Raw genomic sequence first — 21,964 nt, 5'->3', positions numbered from 1 at the left:
GCGCCGTCGACACGGCCTGTGCGATCCGACAGCCGATGCCTCGCTTGTGGAGTGCCGGCGGGGTGCTTCATCGCGAGGCCTCGACGCGGCGCAGCGTCACCTGCCCGGTCAGCCAGGCCACGTCGACGTTCCACGCCGCGCGCTTGGCGCTGAGCTGGATGCGGCCCCCGGTGGACGCGCCGTCGGCGAAGAACACGATCGCGCCCTCGCCGCGCGCGGGCTGCACCTGGCGCGCGCCGGTGAAGGTGACGCCCAGCGCGGCCGGGATCTCGCCGGCATGGTCGTTCGGCGCGGCCCAGGTGTGCGCGGCCGGATCGATGGTGAAGCGCTGCGGCTGGCCGGTCGCCAGCGCGCGGGTGCGGGTGTAGCGCAGCTGCGCGGCGATCTCGCGCGCGTTCGAGCGCAGCTGCATGCCCGCGAAGCCGCCACCGAACGCCGCCGCCGCGAGCACGCTGGTCGCACCGATCAGGGCGATCACCAGCAGCATCTCCAGCAACGAAACCCCGGCGACGCCGTGTCTTGCGTTGCGTGGCGGCCTCCCCCGGCGTGGCGAAGCGTGCATCCGGGATGTCTCGGCGAACTCGCGTGCTTACTCGTAGACGATGTCGGCGTCGGTGCTGCTGCCGCCGACCTTGCCGTCCTTGCCGAGGATCACCAGGTCGAAATCGCGGCCATCGCCGGGCGCGCGATACTCGATCGCGTGACCCCAGGGGTCGTTGAGTTCGGCGGCCTTCGCGTACGGGCCGAGCCAGCCGGCGGCATCGCCGGGCGCGGTGACCAGCTCTTCGAGCGCGGCGGGCAGGCGGCCGGTGTCCATCTGGAACGACTCGACCTTGCCGGCCAGGGTCTGCACCTGCGACTTGGCCAGGTTGACCTTGGCGCGGTCGGCACCGCCGAGTACGCGGCTGCCGACGAAGGTCAGCACTGCGCCGATCAGCACGATCACGATGATGATCTCGATCAGGCTCATGCCGCGCTGCAGGGCGGGGGACGGGGAACGGGTCATCGAACGGATATTTCGCATCGCACTCTTCCGTAGCAAGGGGAATGATGAAACAGGGGAAAAACGCGGCTCAGCCGATCACTTCGGTCAGTCCGTAGATCGGCATCAGGATCGCCATCACCACGAAGCCGACCACCACCGCCAGCACCACCGTCACCAGCGGCACCAGCGCCGCCAGCATGCGGTCCAGCGCCAACGAGGTCTCGCCCTCGAAGGTGTCGGCGGTCTTGAGCAGCATCGCGTCGAGCGCGCCGGACTCCTCGCCGACCTGGATCATCTGCAGCGCCAGCCGCGGGAAGCGCTTGCCGCGCGCCAGCGCGGTCGACAGCGCGACGCCGTTCTTGACCTCGTTGGCCGCGGCCTCGACGTCGCCGGCCAGCACGCGGTTGCCGAGCACGTTGCGGCCAATGCCCAGCGCGCTCAGCAGCGGCACGCCGTTCTTGACCAGCGTGCCCAGCGTGCGCGCCAGCCGCGCGGTCTCGATCTTCGCCACCAGCGCGCCGGCGAACTTGCGGCGCAGCAGCCAGCCGTCGAACGCCTCGCGGAATACCGGGTCGCGGCGCTTGCGGTCGAACCACCACAACGCCAGCGCCGGCACCACCAGCAGCACGATCCAGTAGTCGCGCACGAACAGACCGATGCCGAGCACGATCCTGGTGAAGAACGGCAGCTCGGCGTCCAGACTCTCGTACATCTGCGCGAACTGCGGCACCACGTAGCCGAGCAGGAACAACAGGCTCAGGCCCACCATCACCAGCAGGATCGCCGGGTAGATCAACGCGTTGATGACGCGGCCCTGCAGCGCGCGCGCGCGCTCGAGGTAGTCGGCCAACCGCGCGAGCGTCTCGTGCATGCTGCCGCCGGCCTCGCCGGCGCGCACCATGTTGACGTACAGCCGCGAGAACGTGCCGTGCTGGCGCTCCAGCGCGGTCGACAACGACGCGCCGCCGCGCACCGCGTCGCGCACGTCGGTGACGGTGCGCTTGGCGGCCTCGTCCTCGGGCAGTTCGAGCAGGATCGTCAGCGCGCGATCGAGCGGCTGGCCGGCGCCGAGCAGGGTCGCCAATTGCTGGGTGAATTGCACCAGCCGCTCGCCGGCGAAAGGTTTCGGCTTGAACAGGCCCTTCCAGATCGACGCGCTGCCGGCCTCGCTGGCCAGCACCGCTTCTACGGGCAGGTGTCCCTGCTCCTGCAGGCGTTGCACCACCTCGCCGTTGCTCGCCGCCTCCATCTGGCCATCGAGCATTTCGCCGCGCGCGTTGAGCGCTTTGTAGTGGTACAGCGGCATCGGCTCAGGCGTCCTCGGTCACGCGCAGCACTTCCTCGATCGTGGTCAGGCCGGCCAGCGCCTTGGCGATGCCGTCCTCGTACATCGTGACCATGCCGGCCTCGCGCGCGAGCTGCTCCAGCTCGCCCATGCCGGCGTGGCGCATGACGCCGCGGCGCAGGGCGTCGGTCATGACCATGAACTCCATGATCGTGGTGCGGCCCAAATACCCGGTCGGCGCAATCGCGGACGCGCGCGGGTGGTAGAGGAAGATCTCGCCGTCGGGCTGGTACTTGCGCAGGCCGAAGCGGTCGATCTCTTCCGGCGTGGCCGGCAGGCGCACCGCGTGCGTGGGCTCCAGTCGGCGCACCAGGCGCTGGGCGAGGATGCCGTTGACGGTCGACGTGAGCAGGTAATCTTCGACGCCCATGTCGAGCAGGCGGGTGATGCCGCCAGCGGCGTTGTTGGTGTGCAGCGTGCTCAGCACCAGGTGGCCGGTCAGCGCCGACTGGATCGCGATGCGCGCCGTCTCCAGGTCGCGCATCTCGCCGATCATGATGATGTCCGGGTCCTGGCGCACGATCGAACGCAGCGCGTGGGCGAAGTCGAGGCCGATCTGCGGCTTGGCCTGGATCTGGTTGATGCCCTCGATCTGGTACTCGACCGGGTCCTCGACCGTGATGATCTTGACGTCGCTGGTGTTGAGCTTGCTCAGCGCGGTGTACAGCGTGGTGGTCTTGCCCGAGCCGGTCGGGCCGGTCACCAGCAGGATGCCGTGCGGCTGGTCGAGCACCTTCTGGAACTGCGGCAGGAACGCGTCGGTGAAGCCCAGCCGCTCGAAATCGAACACCACCGTCTCGCGGTCGAGCAGGCGCATCACCACCGACTCGCCGTGCGCGGTCGGCATGGTGCTCACGCGCAGGTCGAGTTCTTTGCCCTGCACGCGCAGCATGATGCGGCCGTCCTGCGGCAGGCGGCGCTCGGCGATGTTGAGCTTGGCCATGATCTTGATGCGGCTGATCACGGCGGCGGTGAGGTTGGCCGGCGGGCTTTCGCCCTCGATCAGCACGCCATCGACGCGGTAGCGCACCTTTAGCCGGTTCTCGAACGGCTCGATATGGATGTCGGACGCGCGCAGCTCGACCGCGCGCTGGATCACCAGGTTCACCAGGCGGATCACCGGCGCCTCGGAGGCGAGGTCGCGCAGGTGCTCGACGTCCTCCAGGTCGCTGCCCTCGCCTTCGGCGGTCTCGACGATCGCGCCCATCGCGCTGCGGCCCTGGCCGTACCAGCGCTCGACCAGGTCGTCGATCTCCGAACGCAGGGCGACGTGCGCGCGCACCTCGCGGCCGGTGGCCAGGCGCACCGCGTCGAGCGTGTAGCTGTCCTGCGGGTCGGCGACCAGCACGTCGACCGCGGCGTCGGTTTCAGCCAGCGGGCAGACGTGGAACTGCTTCATGAACTTCGGCGTCAGCGCGACGCCTTCGGGCGGCAGCTCGGGGGCATCCTTGGCGCTGACCAGCGGCAGCGACAGCACCTCGGCGACGGTCTCGGCGTGGTCGCGCTCGGACACCAGCCCGAGCCGGGCGAGCAGCGACAGCAGGCTGCCGCCGGCATCGTCCTGGAGGCGACGCGCGCGCACCAGGTCGGGCTCCTTGAGCCGGCCCTTGGCGAGCAGCGCGTCGACGATCTGGTTATCGAGGCGATCGTCGAGGCCGTCGTCGGTACCGCGGTCGGCGTTGCCGCCGATGGGGTCTGCCACTGCGTTCACACCGCGCTCCAAAGCCGTGATCTTCCGACTTTAGCAGTTTGAAACGGCGCTTCGCCGCCGGCGCGGACGCGGGGTTCAGTCAGCGACGGATTCGCCGGCCGGCGCAGGTCCGTCTGCACCGGGACTGCATGCGCAGCTCAGCCCACGAACACCCGCGCGTTGCGGAACATCCGCAGCCACGGCGAATCCTCGCCCCACTCGCGCGGTGCCCAGCTCAGGTTGACGCTGCGCAGGGTCCGCTCGGGGTGGGGCATCAGGATCGTCGCGCGGCCGTCGTCGCTGGTCAGGCCGGCGATGCCGGCGGGCGAGCCGTTCGGGTTGGCCGGGTAGCGGGTCGCGACCTGGCCGTCGCCATCGATATAGCGCAGCGCCACGCGCGCGGCGGAGGGATCGCTGCCATCGCCGTCGAAGCTGGCACGGCCCTCGCCGTGCGCGACCGCGACCGGAATCCGCGAGCCGGCCATGCCGCGGAAGAACAGCGACGGCGTCTCGACCACCTCCAGCAGCCCCAGGCGCGCCTCGAACTGCTCGCTGCGGTTGCGCAGGAAGCGCGGCCAGTGCGCGGCGCCGGGAATGATCGGCTTGAGCTGGGCGAGCATCTGGCAGCCGTTGCACACCCCCAGCGAGAACGTGTCGGGGCGCGCGAAGAATGCCGCGAACGCGTCGCGCAGCGCGCTGCGCTCGAGGATCGAGGTCGCCCAGCCACGGCCGGCGCCGAGCACGTCGCCGTAGCTGAAGCCGCCACACGCGGCGAAACCCTTGAAGCCGTCGAGCGCGACGCGCCCGGCGATCAGGTCGCTCATGTGCACGTCGAACGCCTCGAAGCCGGCGCGGTCGAACGCCGCGGCCATCTCGATCTGGCCGTTGACGCCCTGCTCGCGCAGGATCGCGACCTTGGGCCGCGCACCGAGGTTGATAAACGGCGCGGCGATATCGTCCTTCGGATCGAACGCCAGCTTCGGCTTCAGCCCCGGCGCGTTGAAGTCGCGCGCGATTGCGCGTTCCTCGTCGGCGCACTCGGGGTTGTCGCGCAGCTTCTGCAGCGCGTGGCTGGTCGACCACCACGCGTCGAACAGCTCGTCCCAGGGCCATTCGACCAGGGTGTTGCCGTCGTCGCGCACGCGGATCGCCGGCGCGGTGGTCGGCTTGGCGATGCGCTGCGCGCAATCGATCAGGCCGTGGCGCGCGACCAGGTCGGCGAACTCGGCGCGGTCCTCGCACGCGATCTGCACGACCGCCCCGAGCTCCTCGTTGAACAGGGTGCGGAACGGATCCTCGCCCCAGCCGTCGAGGCTGATGTCCAGGCCCAGCCGCGAGCAGAACGCCATCTCGCACAGCGTCGCGAACGCGCCGCCGTCGGAGCGGTCGTGGTAGGCGAGCAGCAGCCTGGCTTCGCGCGCGTCGCGGACCAACTCGAAGAAATCGCGCAGGCGGTGCGGGTCGTCGAGGTCGGGCACGCCGCCATCGCCGCGGTCCTGCGCCGGCCCGGCGAACGCGGGCAGCGTGGCGTCCGCGCCGCCGCCATTGCGGTCCGCCGCGTGCGGGTGGCACTGCGCGAGCACCGAGCCGCCCAGGCGCTGCTTGCCCGCGCCCAAGCCGATCAACCACAGCTCGGTCTCGCCGTCGCGCGACAGCAGCGGGGTGAGTTGTTCGCGCACGTCGACCACCGGCGCGAACGCGCTGACGATCAGCGATACCGGCGATACGGATTTTTCCGGCGTCCCGTCGACACTCCACTGCGCCTGCATCGACAGCGAATCCTTGCCGACCGGGATGCTGAGCTCCAGCTCCGGGCACAGCGCCATGCCGACCGCCTTGACCGCGTCGAACAGCAGCGCGTCCTCGCCCGGGTGCCCGGCCGCGGCCATCCAGTTGGCCGACAGCTTGATGCGGTTGAGCGCTTCCACCGGCGCGGCGCACAGGTTGGTGATCGCCTCGCCGACCGCCATGCGCGCCGACGCGGCCGCGTCGAGCAGCGCCAGCGGCGTGCGTTCGCCGATCGCCATCGCCTCGCCGACGAATCCGTCGAATCCCGACAGCGTGATCGCGCAATCGGCCAGCGGCAGCTGCCAGGGGCCGATCATCTGGTCGCGCGCGGTCAGGCCGCCGACCGTGCGGTCGCCGATCGTGACCAGGAAGTTCTTGCAGGCAACGGTCGGGTGCGCGAGCACGCGCAACGCGGCGTCGTGCAGGTCCAGTCCGTCCCACTGCAGCGCCGGCCACGGCGCGGGCGGCGGGCGGCGGGTGTCGCGGTGCATCTTCGGCGCCTTGCCGAACAGCACATCCATCGGCAGGTTAATCGGCCAATCGCGACCGGCGTCGCGGGCGTTGTCGACCGTGGCGCCGTAACCGACGACCAGGTGTTCCTCGGCCGTTGCGTACCCCACCACCGCGAACGGGCAGCGCTCGCGCTCGCAGATCGCCGCGAACTCGGCGACGCGGTCGGCCGGCAGGCCGAGCACGTAACGCTCCTGCGATTCGTTGCACCACAGCTGCATCGGCGACAGCGACGGGTCATCGCTGGGCACCTGGGCCAAGTCGATCACGCCGCCGAGCGAAGAGTCGTGCAGCAGTTCCGGAATCGCGTTCGACAAGCCGCCGGCGCCGACGTCGTGCGCGCTGTCGATCGGGTTGCGCGCGCCCAGCGCGACGCAGCGGTCGATCACTTCCTGGCAGCGGCGCTCCATCTCCGGGTTGTCGCGCTGCACGCTGGCGAAGTCGAGGGCCTCGTGGCTGTCGCCCGACGCGACCGAACTGGCCGCGCCACCGCCCAGGCCGATCAGCATCGACGGCCCGCCGAGCACGATCACCGCGTGGCCGGGCTTCAGGCCGAGCTTGGCGACCTGCACCCGGTCGATCGCGCCCAGGCCGCCGGCGAGCATGATCGGCTTGTCATAGGCGCGCGTGTGCGTGCCTTCGTCGAGTTCGAACGCGCGGAAGTAGCCTGCCAGGTTGGGGCGGCCGAATTCGTTGTTGAACGCAGCCGCGCCAATCGGGCCATCGAGCATGATCTCCAGCGCCGGTGCCATGCGCGGGTTGAGCGCGCGCTCAGCCTCCCACGGCTGCGGCAGCGTCGGGATGCGCAGGTGCGAGACCGAGAAGCCGCACAGGCCGGCCTTGGGCTTGCCGCCGCGGCCGGTCGCGCCCTCGTCGCGGATCTCGCCGCCGTTGCCGGTGCTCGCACCGGGGAACGGCGCGATCGCGGTCGGGTGGTTGTGGGTCTCGACCTTGATGCAGAACGCCGAGTCCACCGTGTCCTCGGCGCGGTAGCCGCCGCTGGCCGGGTCCGGGCGGAAGCGCCGGGTCGGGTAGCCGGCCACGACCGCGGCGTTGTCGCTGTACGCCGACAGGGTGTTCTCGGGCGTGATCGCGTGGGTGTGCTTGATCATCTTGAACAGCGAGGCCGGCTGTTCACGGGTTTGGGTCTCGCGCAGCTGTTGCTCGCGGCCGTCGAGCGTCCACGACGCGTTGAAGATCTTGTGCCGGCAGTGCTCGGAGTTGGCCTGCGCGAACATCATCAGCTCGACGTCGGCCGGCTCGCGGCCCAGCGCGGCGTAGCGCTCGCGCAGGTAGGCGATCTCGTCGTCGGCCAGGGCCAGGCCGAGGCGCGCGTTGGCGGCCTCGAGTTCGGCCAGCGGAATGCGTTCGAGTTCGCCGCGCGCGGGCACCGCGAACAGCGCGGCCGCGTCGTCGCGCGCGTCGAGCAGCGACTGGGTCATCGGGTCGTGCAGCACCTTCGCCAACGCGCCCTGGGTGGCCGCGTCGGTGGGCCAGCCGGCCAGGTCGTAGCGGGTGCCGCGCTCGACGCGCTTCACCGGCAGCGCGGCGCCGTGCAGCAGCTCGGTGGCCTTGCTCGCCCACGGCGACAGCGTGCCCAGGCGCGGGGTGACGTAGCGCGAGACCGCGCCGGCGGCGCGCGGGGCGGCCGCCGGTTGCGCCTGCAGGATGCGGCGCAGGGTCGCGTCGTCGGGCGTCGCGCCGGCCTCGGGTTCGACCCAGTAGACCGGCCAGGCGTCGATCAGGCGCAGTTCGGGATGGAGGGCTTGCAGGCGGGCTTGGAGCCGTTCGCGGCGGAACGAAGACAGGGCGGGGGCGCCCTCGAGGACGATCATGTCCGGTGGACCGTGCGGCATCGGGCCGCAGATTGTAGCAACCGGCCGTTCCGCGGTGCCTTGCAGGCTACGGCGAGACCTTCGGACTTTGTAGAGCCAGGCTTGCCCGGCTCAGGTCCACGCAACGCCCACGTCCGGCTTGTTGCCGTGGCGCCGGGCAAGCCCGGCCCCACGTGCTTCGACGCTCAGCCCCCGGCGGCAACCGGTGCGACCGGCGTGGGCGCGGCCATCTCGTCCAGGCGCGCGCGCAGCGCGGCCGGCGGCACGTAGCCGCCGAGCTGGGTGCCGTCGGCGGCCAGAATCATCGGGGTGCCGGTCAGGCCGGCGCGTTGACCGACGTCGTACTGCATGTTGACGGTGTTCTTGCAGTCGCGGCTGGCGATCGTGCGCTCGGCCTTGGCGTCGGTCAGCGCCTTCTTGCGGTCGCTGGCGCACCAGATCGAGACCATCTTCCTGTGATCCTCGCTGCCGATGCCCATGCGCGGGAACGCGAGGTACTCGACCGCGATGCCCTGCCGGTTGTACTCGCCGATCTCGCTGTGCAGCTTGCGGCAGTAGCCGCACTCCACGTCGGTGAAGATGGTGACGGTGTGCTTCGGGTTCGGCGGCGCGAACACGATGCGCTCGCTGGCCGGGATCGTCTTCAGCAGCTGCTGGCGCATCGTCGCCAGCGCGCCCTCGCTGAGGTTCTTCTTCGCGCCGACATCGAACAACGCGCCGCCGGCGCCGGGCAGGAACAGGTACTTGCCATCGTCGCTGACGTACACCACCTGGCCACCGACCAGGGCCTCGCGGAAGCCCGGCAGCGGCGCCGCGCCGACGCGATCGACCTTGACCTGCGGGTTGAGCACGCGGATCGCCGCGAGCGCGCGGGCGTCGGGGGTGCCGGCCTGGGGCGCCGGCGCGGCGGCCGTCGTGCTGGCGGTCGCCGCGGCGGCACCGGGCTTGGCGAGGCTCCCCGACGACGGGGCCTGGGCGCAGGCAGACAGGCTGATCGCGCCGAGCGCGGCGAAAAGGATGCGCTTCATCAAGAGATCCATGCGGGAGACGACTGCTTGGACTGCCGGCTGGGGCAGTGGTTCTGGCGATTGTGGCATGGGCCGCCTTGCCGGGGCCTGAGCGCAGGGTGCTGCGGTGTTCCCCGGATGAGCGAGCCAGCGACGTTTCTTTGGGGCCTCACTGCCATCCATGGCGCAGTCCCACTGGCTCGGATCGCCCGGCCCGGCTTTCCGGCCCTGCGCAGCGCGCAGGGCGTTCACCCAAGGCGCGAGGCGATGCCTCGCAAACACCTTGGGCTCACCCATGGCCGGGCGTTCGGCAGACCGCGCCGCAGTGCCGCGCAAGCGCGACGCATTTTTGGGGCTTCTCTCTGCCATCCATGGCGCGACTTCACTAGCTTCGGATCGCCCGGGCCGGCCATCCATGGCCGGGCGTTCGCGGACGCGCGAGCCTGCGGCTCGCAAGCGCGACGCTTCTTTGAGGGGCTCGTCGCCATCCATGGCGGAACCTCACTAGCTCGGATCGCCCGGCCCGGCCATCCATGGCCGGGCGTTCGCGGCCGCGCGAGCCTGCGGCTCGCAAACGCGACGCATTTTTGGGCTTCTCGCTGCCATCCATGGCGCAACTTTACTAGCTTCGGATCGCCCGGCCCGGCCATCCATGGCCGGGCGTTCGCGGCCGCGCGAGCCTGCGGCTCGCAAACGCGTCCGCTCACCCCCTCGGATGATGTCTGGCGTGCAGCTGCTTGAGCTGTTCGCGCGCCACCAGGGTGTAGATCTGGGTGGTCGACAGCGAGCTGTGGCCGAGCAGCATCTGCAGCGCGCGCAGGTCGGCGCCGTGGTTGAGCAGGTGGGTGGCGAAGCTGTGGCGCAGGCCGTGCGGGCTGATCTTGCCCGGCTCGATCCCGGCCATCGCGCCGTAGCGCTTCACCAGCACCCAGAACTGCTGCCGGCTCGGCGCGGTGGCGCTGGCGACGAGGAACAACGGTGCCCGCGCGCGCCCGGCCGCTAGCTGCGGCCGCGCCTGCGCGAGGTAGCGCTCCAGCCAGTGCTGGGCTTCCTCGCCCAGCGGCACCAGCCGCTCCTTGCCGCCCTTGCCCGTCACCCGCAGCACGCCCTGGCGCAGGTTGAGCGCGGTCGCGGGCAGGTTGACCAGTTCGCTTACGCGCAGGCCGGCGGCGTACATCAGCTCCAGCATCGCGCGATCACGCAGGCCTTCCGGCGTGTCGACCTGCGGGGCGGCCAGTAGCGCCTCGATCTGGGTTTCGGTCAGCGCCTTGGGCAGCGAACGCGGCAGCTTCGGCGGATCGAGCAAGGCGGTGGGATCGTCGCCGCGCTCGCCACGGCGCACCGCCTGGGCGAAGAACGCGCGCAGCGCCGACAGCAGGCGCGCGTTGCTGCGCGGCGAATAGCCTTCGTGGGTGCGCCAGGCGAGGTAGTCGAACAGCGCCGCGCGATCGGCGGCCGGCAAGCCGCCGTGCCGGCCGGCGCGCCAGCGGGCGAAGCCCTGCAGGTCGCGTCGGTAGCTGTCCAGCGTGGGCCGGGCCAGACCGTGTTCGGCCCACAGCGCGTCGAGGAAGCGCTCGATCGCGAGCGCATCGGCGTCCGGCGTCGGCGGCATCGCCATCGCCTGCGTGCGGCGTTCGGCGGGCGTGCGGCGCGGGTTGGCACTGGCGCGGGAGGACGCGTTCGAAGTCACCGCCGCAGCTTAGCGACTATCCTTTTGCGATGGCATCGAACGACACCCACATCGACGCATCGAACCCGCCGGCCGCGCTGATCGGCTGGCGCCTGCTCGCGCTGTTCTACGACCTGTGGCCCGCGGCGGCGCTGTGGATGGCGGTGGCGGCGGCGTTCCTGGTCGCGCACCACAACCAGCCTCTGGCGCCGTTCAGTGCGCTGCAATGGCTGCTGTGGGCGCTGTGCTGGGCGCTGACCGGCGCCTACGCCACGCTGAGCTGGCGCCGCGGTGGGCAGACCCTGGGGATGCGGCCGTGGCGCCTGCGCGTAGTCGGAATCGATGGCGCGGCGCCGACGTGGCGCGCGCTGGGGCTGCGCTACGTGTTCGGCAGCGCATCGCTGCTGCTGGGTGGCTTGGGTTTCTGGTGGGCGTGGCTGGACCGCGAACGGCTGACTTGGCACGACCGCGTTAGTGGTACGCGGATGAGGCGGGAGCCGAAGCAAGGCTGAATCACCTCGCGAACAGCAGGTTCCTCACTGCTTTCGGAATGACCGCCAGATTTGCCGTTGCCTGAAGCCTTTGCTCTGCCCGCGCCGTAGAGCTCGCCAGACAAATCGTCTGGAAAGATTTGGACCGCCGCAGGCGCCCGCGAAGCGGGTGAGGCACATGGATGTGCCGAAGTCCGCACCGGAGGGCAAAGGGGGAAAAGGCGCCCTTGTTTGAGCGCAGCGAGTTTGGGCGCCGTACCCTTTGTTCGAGGAGCGCAGGGAACCGGGAGCAGCTTTATCGCTCGCGGCGAGCGTCCGGGGCCAGCGGTTTTGGTTACTTTTGCCGAGACAAAAGTGACTCGCGCGCGCAGCGTGCGAAAGCTCTTGATCCTGCTCGCCTGTCGAACCCAATCAACCCGCGCGATTGGGATCGCTGCGCTCAACCCATCCTACGAACCCCGGCCCGGCGCAGCGCGCCGGGCGTTCGCTTCAGGCCGCACGGCAATGCCGTGCAAGCGGCCTCAGCTCACCCCGAGCGCCGCTTGAAGAGGAACATCGACACGCCCAGCATGATCAGCGTCGGCAGCAGGTAGGCGACGCGGTAGTCGAACTTGAACACCCCGGCCAGCTTCACGAACTGGGTCTGCAGCAGCCAGAAGCCGAGCGCAAAGACAATGCCGATGAACAAGCGCTTGCCCAGCCCGCCGCTGCGCAGGGTGCCGAACGCGAACGGGATCGCCGCCAGGCACAGCGCCAGCACGTTGAGCGGGTAGAACCAGCGCTCCCAGTAGTGCTCCTCGAACTCGCTGGACTCCAGGCCGTTGCGCTTGCGGTAGGTGATCGCGCTGTGCAGCTCGCGCGAAGCCAAGTAGCGCGGTCGGTCGCTGCCGGCGGTCAGCGCGGCCGCATCCAGCTGCGAGGCCCAGCGCTCCTGCGCGACGTGCACCTGGGTGGCCGACTTGGGCCCGAACGTGGTGCGGGTGACGTCGCGCAGCAACCAGCCGCCGGGGCGGTGCTCGGCGACCTTGGCCAGCGCCAGCGACTGCAGCCGGCCATCGTCGGCGAACTCGTACATGCGCACGTCGCGCAGCTCGAGCCAGCGGTCACTGCCGTTGTCGCGTTCCTGCCCACCCTGCGCGTTGAGGATCACGTCGCCCTCGCGCGCCCACAGGCCCGAGTACTGGGCGACGATCATGTTCTGCGACTTGGCCGAGGCCTTGAGCGCGTTGGCACGGCGCTCGCCCATCGGCCCGACGGTCTCGCCGCTGATCACCATCACCAGGGTTAGCACCGCCAGCGCGCCGGCCACGGCGATGCTCAGCCGCCGCCGCGACAGCCCGACCGCGCGCAGCGCGGTCAGTTCCGAGGTCGCTGCCAGCTGGCCCAGCGCCATCAAGGTGCCGATCACCGCCGCGGTCGGGAACAGCTGGTAGGCGCGGCGCGGCACCTGGTAGGCGATGTACATCAGCGCCTGGGCGAAGCCGTAGTCGCCCTTGCCGACGTCGCCGAACTCGCCGACCACCGCCAGCATTACGTCCAGTCCGAGCAGCACCGTCCAGGTCAGCAGCACGGTGCCGAGCACCACCTTGCCGACGTAGAGGTCGTGGATCTTGGGGAAAGGTTTCATAGGACCAGCTTCATCGGCAAGCTCCTGGCGCCGCGGCGGCGCGGATCATGCGCGCGCCGCCTTGGGCAAGCCGCGCGCGCGGCGCATGCGGCCATCGGTCAGGTACAGGACCGCCGCGCCAAGCAGCAGCGGCAGCACCAGCCACCACAGCCCCAGGGCCGGGGCCAGCTTGCCGGTTTCCAGCCAGCCGGTGCCGACCAGCATCAGGTTCATGCCCACCAGGTAGGCCAGGAAGCCCATCAGCATGCGGCCGTAGCGCGCCTGGCGCGGGGTGCTGCGCGCCAGCGGCACCGCCATCAGCGCGAACGCCAGGGTCAGTAGCGGCGGTGCCAGCCGGTAGTGAAGCTGGGCGTTGGCCTCGCGCCGGGGATCGGCCAACAAGCTGGTGGTCGGCAGCGTTTCCGGGTCGTTGGGGTCGTACTTCTTCTCGCCGGCCGGCATCAGCACCTCGTTGCGGGCATAGCGCAGCAGCTTGAAGTTGCGGCCTTCGGTGCGCGGGCCCTGGACCTCGAAGCCATCGTTGAGCACCAGGTAGCGCTGGCCGTCGTCGCCGACGGTGAGCTGGCCGTTGTTGGAAGTGGTGACGTCGAGGCTGTCGTCGGATTGCCGGTACACGAACACCCGGCTGAAACGGCTGCCGTCGTTGGACATGTTGCCCACGAACACCACCCCGCCCTTGCCGATCGAGGTGAAGCGGCCCGGCTCCAGCCCGGCGACCAGCAGGTTGCGGTTGGCCTCGTTGATCATCTGCCGCGAGACCCGCTCGGCCCAGGGCCCCAGCCACAGCGAGCACAGCGCGACCACCGCCACCACCGGCACCACCACCATCAGCAGCGGCTTGAGCATGCGCCGCGGGCCAACACCGATCGAGGCGATCACCGGCATTTCCGAATCGCGGTACAGCCGGCCGACCGCCAGCATCATCCCCAGCATCAGCGCCAGCGGCAGGATCAGCGGCAGCCAGTTGAGCAGCACCAGGCCCAGCTGCGACAGCATCATCCCGGCCGGCACCCGGCCGCGGGTGATGTCGGTCAGCACGTCGGTGAAGGCGCCGCCCACGCAGACGATCAGCAGCACCACCAGGGCGGCGAAGGTCGATTGGGCGAATTCACCGAACAGGTAGCGGTCAAGCTTGGGCATCGGGGGGCGCTGCTTTAGACTCGGGGGTTCGTTCGACGGCGTGGAGCAGGCGGCTGCAGGGCTTCCATCCAACCGCCTGAACCGCCGGATTGTACGGAAAGCGTCCACTCTTTATCTGTTGGGAATCTGTTGCATGACCCTCGAATTCGACCTGAACCACGACGCACCCGCCGCCGTCGCCGCCGATTGCATCGTGGTAGGTGCCTTTGCCGACCGCAGCCTGACGCCTGCCGCGTCCGCACTGGATGAAGCCAGCGGCGGCCGCCTGCGCGCGCTGCTCGAGCGCGGCGACGTCAGCGGCAAGACCGGCAAGACCGCGATCGTGCACGACCTGCCCGGCGTCACCGCGCCGCGCGTGCTGGTGGTCGGGCTGGGCGATGCCGGCAAGTTCGGCGTGCCGCAGTACATCAAGGCCGCCGGCGACGCCGCGCGCGCGCTCAAGGTCGGTCCGGTCGCGCATGCGTTGTTCACCCTGTCGGAAGTGCCGGTCACCGGCCGCGATGCGGGCTGGGCGATTCGCCAGGCCGCGATCGCCGCCGATCACGCCTGCTACCGCTACACCGCGACCCTGGGCGACAAGGCCAAGAAGAAGGACGAGCCGGGGCTGCGCAAGCTCAGCTTCACCGGCAGCGACACTACCGCCCTCGCCCACGGCCAGGCGATCGCCGCCGGCGTGAAGTTCGCGCGCGAACTGGGCAACCTGCCGCCGAACATCTGCAACCCCGCTTACCTCGCGCAGCAGGCGCAGGAGTTCGCGGCCCGCTTCGACAAGACCGACTGCGAGGTGCTCGACCGCGCGCAGATGCAGGAGCTCGGCATGGGCTCGCTGCTCGCGGTGTCGCGCGGCTCGGCCAACCCGCCCGAGCTGATCGTGCTCAAGTACAACAACGGTGGCGCCGCCAAGCCCTACGTGCTGGTCGGCAAGGGCATCACCTTCGACACCGGCGGCATCAACCTCAAGACCGCCGGCGGCATCGAGGAGATGAAGTACGACATGTGCGGCGCCGCCAACGTCATGGGCACGTTCGTGGCCGCGGTCGGCATGCAGCTGCCGGTCAACCTGGTGGTGATCGTGCCGGCGGTCGAGAACATGCCCGACGCCGATAGCTACCGGCCGTCCGACGTCATCACCAGCATGTCCGGCAAGACCATCGAGGTCGGCAACACCGACGCCGAGGGCCGCCTGATCCTGTGCGACGCGCTGACCTACGCGCAGCGCTTCGAGCCGGCGGCGCTGCTCGACGTGGCGACGCTCACTGGCGCGTGCGTGGTCGCGCTGGGCAAGTACGCCAGCGGCATCATGAGCAAGGACGACGACCTCGCCGACGAACTGCTCAGCGCCGGCGAACACGTGTTCGACCGCGGCTGGCGCCTGCCGCTGTGGGACGAGTACCAGACCCAGCTCGAGTCGACCTTCGCCGACGTCTACAACATCGGCGGCCGCTGGGCCGGCGCGATCACCGCCGGCTGCTTCCTGGCGCGCTTCGTCGAAGGCCAGCGCTGGGCCCACCTGGACATCGCCGGCGTCGCCAACGATGAAGGCAAGCGCGGCATGGCGACCGGGCGACCGGTCGGATTGCTCAGCCAGTGGCTGGTTGATCGCGCCGCCGACCGCGCCGCCTGACCCCGTGCCGCGCGCCGATTTCTACCTGATCCAGAAGCCGCGGTTCCGCGAGGAACCGCTGCTGCTGGTCTGCGAGCTGGCGCGCAAGGCGCACGACGCCGACCTGCCGACGCTGGTGCTGGCGCGCGACGCGCAGCAGGCCGAACAACTCGATGACCTGCTGTGGTCGTTCGACCCGGACGCCTACATCGCCCACCAGATCGCCGGTGACGACGAGGACGAGCTCGCACCGGTGCTGATCGCAACCCCGGACACCGACACGCCGATGCGCGCGCTGGTGATCAACCTGCGCGACGCGGCGGTCGGCGACGGCTTCGACCGCGTGCTGGAAGTCGTGCCCGCCGACGACGGCGCGCGCGGCCCGCTGCGCGAACGCTGGAAGCAGTACCAGGCGCGTGGTTTCGATGTGAAAAAGCACGACATGTAACGCGGAAGAACACCAACTCCCACGCTCGTCGTGCCCGCGGCTGCTGGAATCCATACTGAAGTTGTTCTTGCTCGTTATTCCCGCGAAGGCGGGAATCCAGTGACTTTCGCTTGTTCCTCCTGGCAACCCGAAAGAGCTAAGGCAAGAACCAACGTCACTGGATTCCCGCCTTCGCGGGAATGACGAGCATCAGCTGAACAACCAGACGCCGCCATGATCACGCTCTCCCCCAGCTACGACCCCACCCAGTTCGAGACCCGCCTGTACCAGCAGTGGGAAAGCAGCGGCGTGTTCCAGCCCAGCGGCAAGGGCGAGCCGTACAGCATCCTGCTGCCGCCGCCGAACGTCACCGGCACCCTGCACATGGGCCACGCCTTCCAGCACACGCTGCAGGACGCGCTGGTGCGCTACCACCGCATGCGCGGCTACGACACGCTGTGGCAAATGGGCACCGACCACGCCGGCATCGCCACCGAGATGGTGGTGGCGCGCAACCTCGCGCTGGAAGGCAACGGCGAGACCCGCGACTCGCTCGGCCGCGATGGCTTCATCGCCAAGGTCTGGGACTGGAAGCAGCATTCGGGCGACACCATCGAACGGCAGATGCGTCGCCTGGGCACCTCGGGCGACTGGAGCCGCAGCGTGTTCACGATGGACCCGATGGCCGCCGACGCGGTGGTCGAGGCGTTCGTGAAGCTGCACGAGCAGGGCCTGATCTATCGCGGCCAGCGCTTGGTCAACTGGGACCCGGTGCTGAAGACTGCGATCTCGGACCTGGAAGTGGTCAACGAAGAGGAGGACGGCTTCCTCTGGTCGATCTCCTACCCGCTGTCCGATGGCAACGGTTCGTTGGTGGTCGCGACCACGCGTCCGGAGACGATGCTCGGCGACGCGGCGGTGATGGTGCACCCGGACGACGAGCGCTACGCGCACCTGGTCGGGCAGACAGTCACCCTGCCTTTGACCGGCCGCCGGATCCCGGTGATCGCCGATGCCTACGTCGATCGCGAGTTCGGTACCGGCGTGGTCAAGGTCACCCCGGCGCACGACTTCAACGATTACCAGGTGTGGCAGCGGCACGTGAACACCGGCGTGTTCGACGCGCTGCCCAACCGCGGCCTGATCAACATCTTTACACCGGATGCCAAGGTGGTCGGGCGCGTCCATGCCGACACGACCGTCAATGGCGCCGCGTCCTCGGCGCAGACGGGCGCACCCGGCGCCGCGATTCACGATGCCAACGCGCTGGTCAATATCCCGGCCGAGTACCACGGCCTCGACCGCTACGAAGCGCGCAAGGTCGTGCTCGCCACGCTCGAAGCCGCCGGCCTGCTGGTCGAGACCAAGCCGCACAAGCTGCAGGTGCCGCGCGGCGACCGCAGCGGCCAGGCGATCGAGCCGTACTTGACCGACCAGTGGTTCGTGCAGATGGAGGGCCTCGCCGCACGCGGCCTGGAATTGGCCGGCGGCATCGATGGCAAGCCGGGCGAGATCAACTTCGTGCCCGCGAACTGGATCAACACCTACCGCCACTGGATGGAGAACATCCAGGACTGGTGCATCAGCCGCCAGCTCTGGTGGGGCCACCGCATTCCGGCGTGGTACGACGCCACCGGCAAGGTCTACGTCGGCCGCGACGAGGCCGAAGTTCGCGCCAAGCACTCGCTCGCCAGCGACGTGGCGTTGTCGCAGGACAACGACGTGCTGGAGACCTGGTTCTCCTCGGCGCTGTGGCCGTTCAGCACGATGGGCTGGCCGAACGCGGAGGCGATGCAGCAGCGCGGCTTCGACACGTTCGTGCCGTCGTCGGTGCTGGTCACCGGCTTCGACATCATCTTCTTCTGGGTCGCCCGGATGATCATGATGACCGACCACTTCACCGGCCAGGTGCCGTTCAAGGACGTCTACATCACCGGCCTGGTCCGCGACAAGGACGGCCAGAAGATGTCCAAGTCGAAGGGCAACATCATCGACCCGCTCGACCTCATCGACGGCATCTCGCTCGATGCACTGGTCGCCAAGCGCACCACCGGGCTGATGAAGCCCACCGACGCGCCGAAGATCGAGAAGGCCACCCGCCGCGAATTCCCCGAGGGCATCCCGGCGTTCGGCGCCGACGCGCTGCGCTTCACCATCGCCGCGCTGGCCACCCACGGCCGCGACATCCGCTTCGACATGGGCCGCGCCGAAGGCTACAAGAACTTCTGCAACAAGCTGTGGAACGCCACGCGCTTCGTGCTGATGAACACCGAGGGTGAGGAGGGGCGCTCGCGAGCCACTGGCTCGCGCCCCGACGAACGCCCAACGGCTACGCCGGTGGGCCGGACCGCCAGCTTCAGCGGTGTGCCGCAGCCGAAGACGGAGGCCGAGCGCTGGATTCTCGCGCAACTCGACAAGACCGCCGCCGAAGCGGCGACCCACTTCGCCGCGTACCGTTTCGACCTGCTCGCGCAGTCGCTGTACGAGTTCGCCTGGAACAGCTTCTGCGACTGGTTCCTCGAACTGGCCAAGCCGGCGCTCAACGGCGACGACGCGATCGCGGCGCAGAGCACCCGCCACACCCTGCTGTACGTGCTCGAACGCCTGCTGTCGCTGCTGCACCCGCTGATCCCGTTCGTGACCGAGGAGCTGTGGCAGGCGGTCGCGCCGAAGCTGGGCATCGCCGAGACGACGGTCATGCTGCGCCCGTATCCGCAGGCGGGCGATGTCGGCGACAGCGACGCGTCGGGCGCCGAGGCCGATATCGAATGGCTGAAAGCGATGGTGTCCAAGCTGCGCCAGCTGCGCAGCGAGCTCAACGTCGCGCCGGCCAAGCTGGTCACCTTGCTGCTCGCCGACGGCCATGCCGCCGACCGCGCACGCGTGGAGCGCTTCGACTCGCAGCTGCGCTTCCTCAACAAGCTCGAGTCGATCGCGTTCCTCGCCGATGCGGGTGAGGCACCGGCGAGTGCCGCCGCGATGGTCGGCGAGCTCAAGCTGCTGGTACCGCTGCAGGGCCTGGTCGACCTGGGCGCCGAACGCGCGCGCCTGGACAAGGAGCTCAAGCGCGTCGAGGGCGAGATCGCCAAGTGCACCGGCAAGCTCGCCAGCGAGACCTTCGTGCAGAACGCCCCGCCGGCGGTGGTCGAACAGGAGCGCCAGCGCCTGTTCGACTGGAACGTGCAGCGCGAAGGCTTGGCGGCGCAACGCGCGAAGCTCGGGTGAACCGTAGGGCGGGTTTCAACCCGCCATCGCGCCTGATCGCGCGCGTCTACGGGCGGATCCGGAGATGGTCACCGGCTACGGCGGGTTGAAACCCGCCCTATAAGTTCTACGCCCCGAAGCAGTCCCACTGGCGAACAAGGGCCTCACACGTTTCGGCTCGGCGCCTACACGCTCACTCGCCGTAGGCGTGCCGCGACGACACGTTCACCGGTTTCCCGGTGCGCGCCCTTCGCTCCAACTCCGCCACATCGGCGGCGACCAACATGCAGTGGCTGGCATCGGCCGGCAGCCGGATCGCGGCGCCATCCAACTTGATGAAAACCGGGTCCTGGCTTTTCCGCCCCAGCCGGGTGAAGTAGACGGCCTGGTGCTGGCGCAACACCACCGCGTTGGCGCCCTTCGCCGCCGCTGCATCCGCCAGACGCACCACAGCGCGTTGGTAGCGCACGGTCGGCACCCGCTCGTCCTGGGTGATCTCGCTAACCCGCTCTCCGGTCTGGACTACGAGCGGGCCGAGCTTTTCATGCCTGCATCCCGGCGACTCCCACAGCACCGGCACCACGGCCCCGGATTCGGCGGCGGCCGCGGACACCGTACTCAATGCAGCCACCAACGCGGTTGCCACCCAAATCCGTCTGTTGTGCTGCACTGGGCCTTGCTCCGGTGTCGCTGTGGTCACTCCGGCGGCAGCAGCTCGATCGCCATCACCAGTGCGTCCTCGCGGCTGTCCTTGGCCGGGTAGTAGCGCGGGCGGCGGCCGATCTCGTTGAAGCCTTCGTCGAAGTACAGCTTGATCGCGCCGGTGTTGGACGGGCGCACTTCCAGGAACACCCGCTGCGCGCCGCGCGCGCGCGCCAGCTGCAGGATGCTGCGCAGCAGGCGGCGGCCGTGGCCGCATCCCTGGTGCTCGGGCGCGACGCAGACGTTGAGCACGTGCGCCTCGCCGGCGCCCAGGCTCATCAGGAAGTAGCCGACGATGGCGCCGTCGCGGTGCAGCACCCACGCCGGGTAGTCCGCGCGCAGGCAGTCACGGAAGATGCCGATCGTCCACGGGAACGGGTAGGCACGGTCCTCGATCGCCTGGATCGTCGGCAGGTCGTCCTCGCGCATCGGCCGCAGCGCGGTCGTGGCCGGGTCGACCTTGGCGCGCGGGCTGCCGGCATCGGACGCGCGGGCGCTCATGCCGGCGCCGCCCTTCGGCGCAGCGCGCGCAGCCGCGGCCACAGCGCGCGCTTGGCCGCCGGGTTGCCGCGCAATGCCACCGGGTCCGGCACCAGCGCAGCCACGTCGGCGGGGTCGCGTCTTCCGGCGGCGCGCGCCAGCGCGCGCAGCAGCGCGTGGTCCGGGCTCGGCGCCTTCGGTTCCGCGGACGTGGCCGATGGTATTTCGGCCGCCGCCACCGCAGCCGCGGGCGGGCTATGCCGCGGCGCGAGCACCAGCACGTCGTGCCCCATTGCCTGCAGCCACTCGCACTGCTCGGCGCTCCACGGCGAGCCGCTGGCAGCCGACGCGGCGGCGGCGGCGATCACGCGCCGACCTCGGCCGGCAACTTGCGCAGGCGCCGGTACGCCCAGTAACCCGGGCCCGACAGCGCGTAACCGCCGGTGATCACCAGCAGCACGCCCGGCGGGTAGATCGCGATCCCGACCAGCGCCGCCAGCACCACGACGATCGCCAGGAACGGCACCCGGTCGTTGCGCGGCCCGCCCTTGAAACTGAAGTAGCGCAGGCGGCTGACCATCAGCAGCGCCGCGACCACGGTCACCGCCAGCGCCGCGTAGCGCAGCGGCTCGCCCTGATAGCCGAAATCGACGCAGGTCCACACGAAGCTGGCCACCAGCCCGGCCGCGGCCGGGCTGGCCAGGCCGATGAACCAGCGCTTGTCGACCTGCCCGACCTGCGAGTTGAAGCGCGCCAGCCGCAACGCCGCGCACGCGGCGTACAGGAACGCGCCGATCCAGCCGATCTTGCCCGGCGTCACCCCGTCGAGCTTCATCGACGCCAGCGCCCAGTGGAACATCACCAGCGACGGCGCCAGGCCGAAGCTGATCAGGTCGGCCAGCGAGTCGTACTGGACGCCGAATTCGCTCTGGGTGTTGGTCAGCCGGGCGACCCGGCCGTCGACGCCGTCGAGGATCGCGGCCACGAACACCGCGATGCAGGCGTCGTCGAAATGCCCCTGGGTGGCGGCGATGATGGCGTAGAACCCGGCGAACAGGCCGCCGGTGGTGAACAGGTTGGGCAGCAGGTAGATCCCGCGTCCGCGCGGGCGGGGGTTTGGCGTTGATTCCATTTCGGAAGTGTAGCGCTTGCCTGCGCCCCGGCAGGGTGCTGCAATCGGCTTCCCCCGTCCCGCACCCGCTGTTCCGGAGCCGATCCATGAGCCGCACACCCCGCACCCCGAACGCCCCGGCGCCGCTTACCGCCACCGTGCTGGCCGCGCTCGGACTGGCGCTCGCCCTGCCCGCCGTCGCCGGCGAGGTCTACCAGTGGAAGGACGCCAAGGGCGTGACCCACTACTCGGACTCGCCGCCGCCGAACCAGGCGCACAAGAGCCGCGCGATCACCCCCAAGGGCACCGCCGCGGTCCAGGTCGCCGCCAAGCCGGTGGTCGCCAACGCC

The 21,964-nt window shown here is 69.9% G+C and carries 17 protein-coding genes and 1 pseudogene; 5 read left to right on the top strand and 13 right to left on the bottom strand.

From position 1 onward, the window contains the following. Window positions 1-67: 67 nt before the first annotated feature. From xpsH to xerD, 7 genes are all read right to left on the bottom strand, one after another. The gene (gene xpsH, locus ACFQZQ_RS07335; RefSeq protein WP_386812103.1) at window positions 68-562 is read right to left on the bottom strand and encodes a type II secretion system protein XpsH; all 495 of its coding nucleotides are present in this window, start codon (window positions 560-562) and stop codon (window positions 68-70) included. 27 nt (window positions 563-589) lie between these two features. Continuing rightward, on the bottom strand, window positions 590-1,024 hold the full coding sequence (gene gspG, locus ACFQZQ_RS07330; RefSeq protein WP_386812102.1) for a type II secretion system major pseudopilin GspG: 435 nt from the start codon (window positions 1,022-1,024) through the stop codon (window positions 590-592). Window positions 1,025-1,073: 49 nt separating this feature from the next. After that, window positions 1,074-2,291, bottom strand: a complete 1,218-nt coding sequence (xpsF, locus tag ACFQZQ_RS07325; RefSeq protein ID WP_386812101.1) for a type II secretion system protein XpsF — start codon at window positions 2,289-2,291, stop codon at window positions 1,074-1,076. A 4-nt stretch (window positions 2,292-2,295) separates the two neighbouring features. After that, window positions 2,296-4,041: a type II secretion system ATPase GspE gene (gspE, locus tag ACFQZQ_RS07320; protein ID WP_386812100.1), complete on the bottom strand. Its 1,746-nt coding sequence runs from the start codon at window positions 4,039-4,041 to the stop codon at window positions 2,296-2,298. 137 nt (window positions 4,042-4,178) lie between these two features. Then, complete coding sequence (gene purL, locus ACFQZQ_RS07315; RefSeq protein ID WP_386812099.1) at window positions 4,179-8,153, bottom strand: phosphoribosylformylglycinamidine synthase; 3,975 nt, start codon at window positions 8,151-8,153, stop codon at window positions 4,179-4,181. A 185-nt stretch (window positions 8,154-8,338) separates the two neighbouring features. Beyond that, window positions 8,339-9,181 (bottom strand): thioredoxin fold domain-containing protein, encoded by an 843-nt coding sequence (locus ACFQZQ_RS07310; protein WP_386812098.1) that lies wholly within the window; start codon window positions 9,179-9,181, stop codon window positions 8,339-8,341. A gap of 682 nt (window positions 9,182-9,863) precedes the next feature. Continuing rightward, entirely contained in the window at window positions 9,864-10,778 is a 915-nt protein-coding gene (gene xerD / locus ACFQZQ_RS07305; protein WP_386812566.1) for a site-specific tyrosine recombinase XerD, read from the bottom strand. Window positions 10,779-10,879: 101 nt separating this feature from the next. On the opposite strand from xerD, the gene ACFQZQ_RS07300 reads away from it, so the two are divergent. Beyond that, the gene (locus ACFQZQ_RS07300) at window positions 10,880-11,341 is read left to right on the top strand and encodes an RDD family protein (RefSeq protein ID WP_386812097.1); all 462 of its coding nucleotides are present in this window, start codon (window positions 10,880-10,882) and stop codon (window positions 11,339-11,341) included. Between the two features lie 505 nt (window positions 11,342-11,846). Here ACFQZQ_RS07300 and lptG read toward each other — a convergent pair. Together lptG and lptF are read right to left on the bottom strand one after the other, a co-directional pair. After that, complete coding sequence (gene lptG, locus ACFQZQ_RS07295; RefSeq protein WP_386812096.1) at window positions 11,847-12,947, bottom strand: LPS export ABC transporter permease LptG; 1,101 nt, start codon at window positions 12,945-12,947, stop codon at window positions 11,847-11,849. A gap of 45 nt (window positions 12,948-12,992) precedes the next feature. Then, window positions 12,993-14,087, bottom strand: a complete 1,095-nt coding sequence (gene lptF, locus ACFQZQ_RS07290) for an LPS export ABC transporter permease LptF (RefSeq protein ID WP_386812095.1) — start codon at window positions 14,085-14,087, stop codon at window positions 12,993-12,995. A gap of 133 nt (window positions 14,088-14,220) precedes the next feature. On the opposite strand from lptF, the gene ACFQZQ_RS07285 reads away from it, so the two are divergent. The 3 genes from ACFQZQ_RS07285 to ACFQZQ_RS07275 all read left to right on the top strand — a co-directional run bounded on the left by ACFQZQ_RS07285 (window position 14,221) and on the right by ACFQZQ_RS07275 (window position 19,342). Continuing rightward, a complete protein-coding gene (locus ACFQZQ_RS07285) occupies window positions 14,221-15,711 on the top strand; it encodes a leucyl aminopeptidase (protein ID WP_386812094.1) in 1,491 nt (496 codons plus the stop codon). A gap of 4 nt (window positions 15,712-15,715) precedes the next feature. Further along, window positions 15,716-16,138 carry a DNA polymerase III subunit chi gene (locus ACFQZQ_RS07280; RefSeq protein WP_386812093.1) on the top strand — a complete coding sequence of 141 codons (423 nt, stop codon included), beginning with the start codon at window positions 15,716-15,718 and terminating at the stop codon, window positions 16,136-16,138. 213 nt (window positions 16,139-16,351) lie between these two features. Continuing rightward, window positions 16,352-19,342, top strand: a complete 2,991-nt coding sequence (locus tag ACFQZQ_RS07275) for a valine--tRNA ligase (protein WP_386812092.1) — start codon at window positions 16,352-16,354, stop codon at window positions 19,340-19,342. 172 nt (window positions 19,343-19,514) lie between these two features. On the opposite strand, the gene ACFQZQ_RS07270 is transcribed toward ACFQZQ_RS07275, so the two are convergent. The 4 genes from ACFQZQ_RS07270 to pssA all read right to left on the bottom strand — a co-directional run bounded on the left by ACFQZQ_RS07270 (window position 19,515) and on the right by pssA (window position 21,635). Continuing rightward, window positions 19,515-19,967 carry a hypothetical protein gene (locus ACFQZQ_RS07270; RefSeq protein WP_386812091.1) on the bottom strand — a complete coding sequence of 151 codons (453 nt, stop codon included), beginning with the start codon at window positions 19,965-19,967 and terminating at the stop codon, window positions 19,515-19,517. Window positions 19,968-20,017: 50 nt separating this feature from the next. After that, on the bottom strand, window positions 20,018-20,524 hold the full coding sequence (gene rimI / locus ACFQZQ_RS07265; protein WP_386812090.1) for a ribosomal protein S18-alanine N-acetyltransferase: 507 nt from the start codon (window positions 20,522-20,524) through the stop codon (window positions 20,018-20,020). Next, window positions 20,521-20,796: a hypothetical protein gene (locus tag ACFQZQ_RS07260; RefSeq protein ID WP_386812565.1), complete on the bottom strand. Its 276-nt coding sequence runs from the start codon at window positions 20,794-20,796 to the stop codon at window positions 20,521-20,523. The genes rimI and ACFQZQ_RS07260 overlap by 4 nt, the downstream gene beginning before the upstream one ends. Before the next feature lie 71 nt (window positions 20,797-20,867). After that, complete coding sequence (gene pssA / locus ACFQZQ_RS07255) at window positions 20,868-21,635, bottom strand: CDP-diacylglycerol--serine O-phosphatidyltransferase (RefSeq protein WP_386812089.1); 768 nt, start codon at window positions 21,633-21,635, stop codon at window positions 20,868-20,870. A gap of 86 nt (window positions 21,636-21,721) precedes the next feature. Here pssA and ACFQZQ_RS07250 point away from each other — a divergent pair. Further along, window positions 21,722-21,931 (top strand): annotated as a pseudogene (locus tag ACFQZQ_RS07250) (DUF4124 domain-containing protein); the annotation flags it as partial. Window positions 21,932-21,964: the final 33 nt, after the last annotated feature.

Origin of the sequence: Lysobacter koreensis (assembly GCF_042677045.1) — a bacterium.
In the GTDB taxonomy this organism is placed as follows: domain Bacteria; phylum Pseudomonadota; class Gammaproteobacteria; order Xanthomonadales; family Xanthomonadaceae; genus Lysobacter_K; species Lysobacter_K koreensis.
The sequence above is the reverse complement of the archived record's forward strand: the minus strand, read 5'-3'. Positions and strand labels throughout refer to the sequence as shown.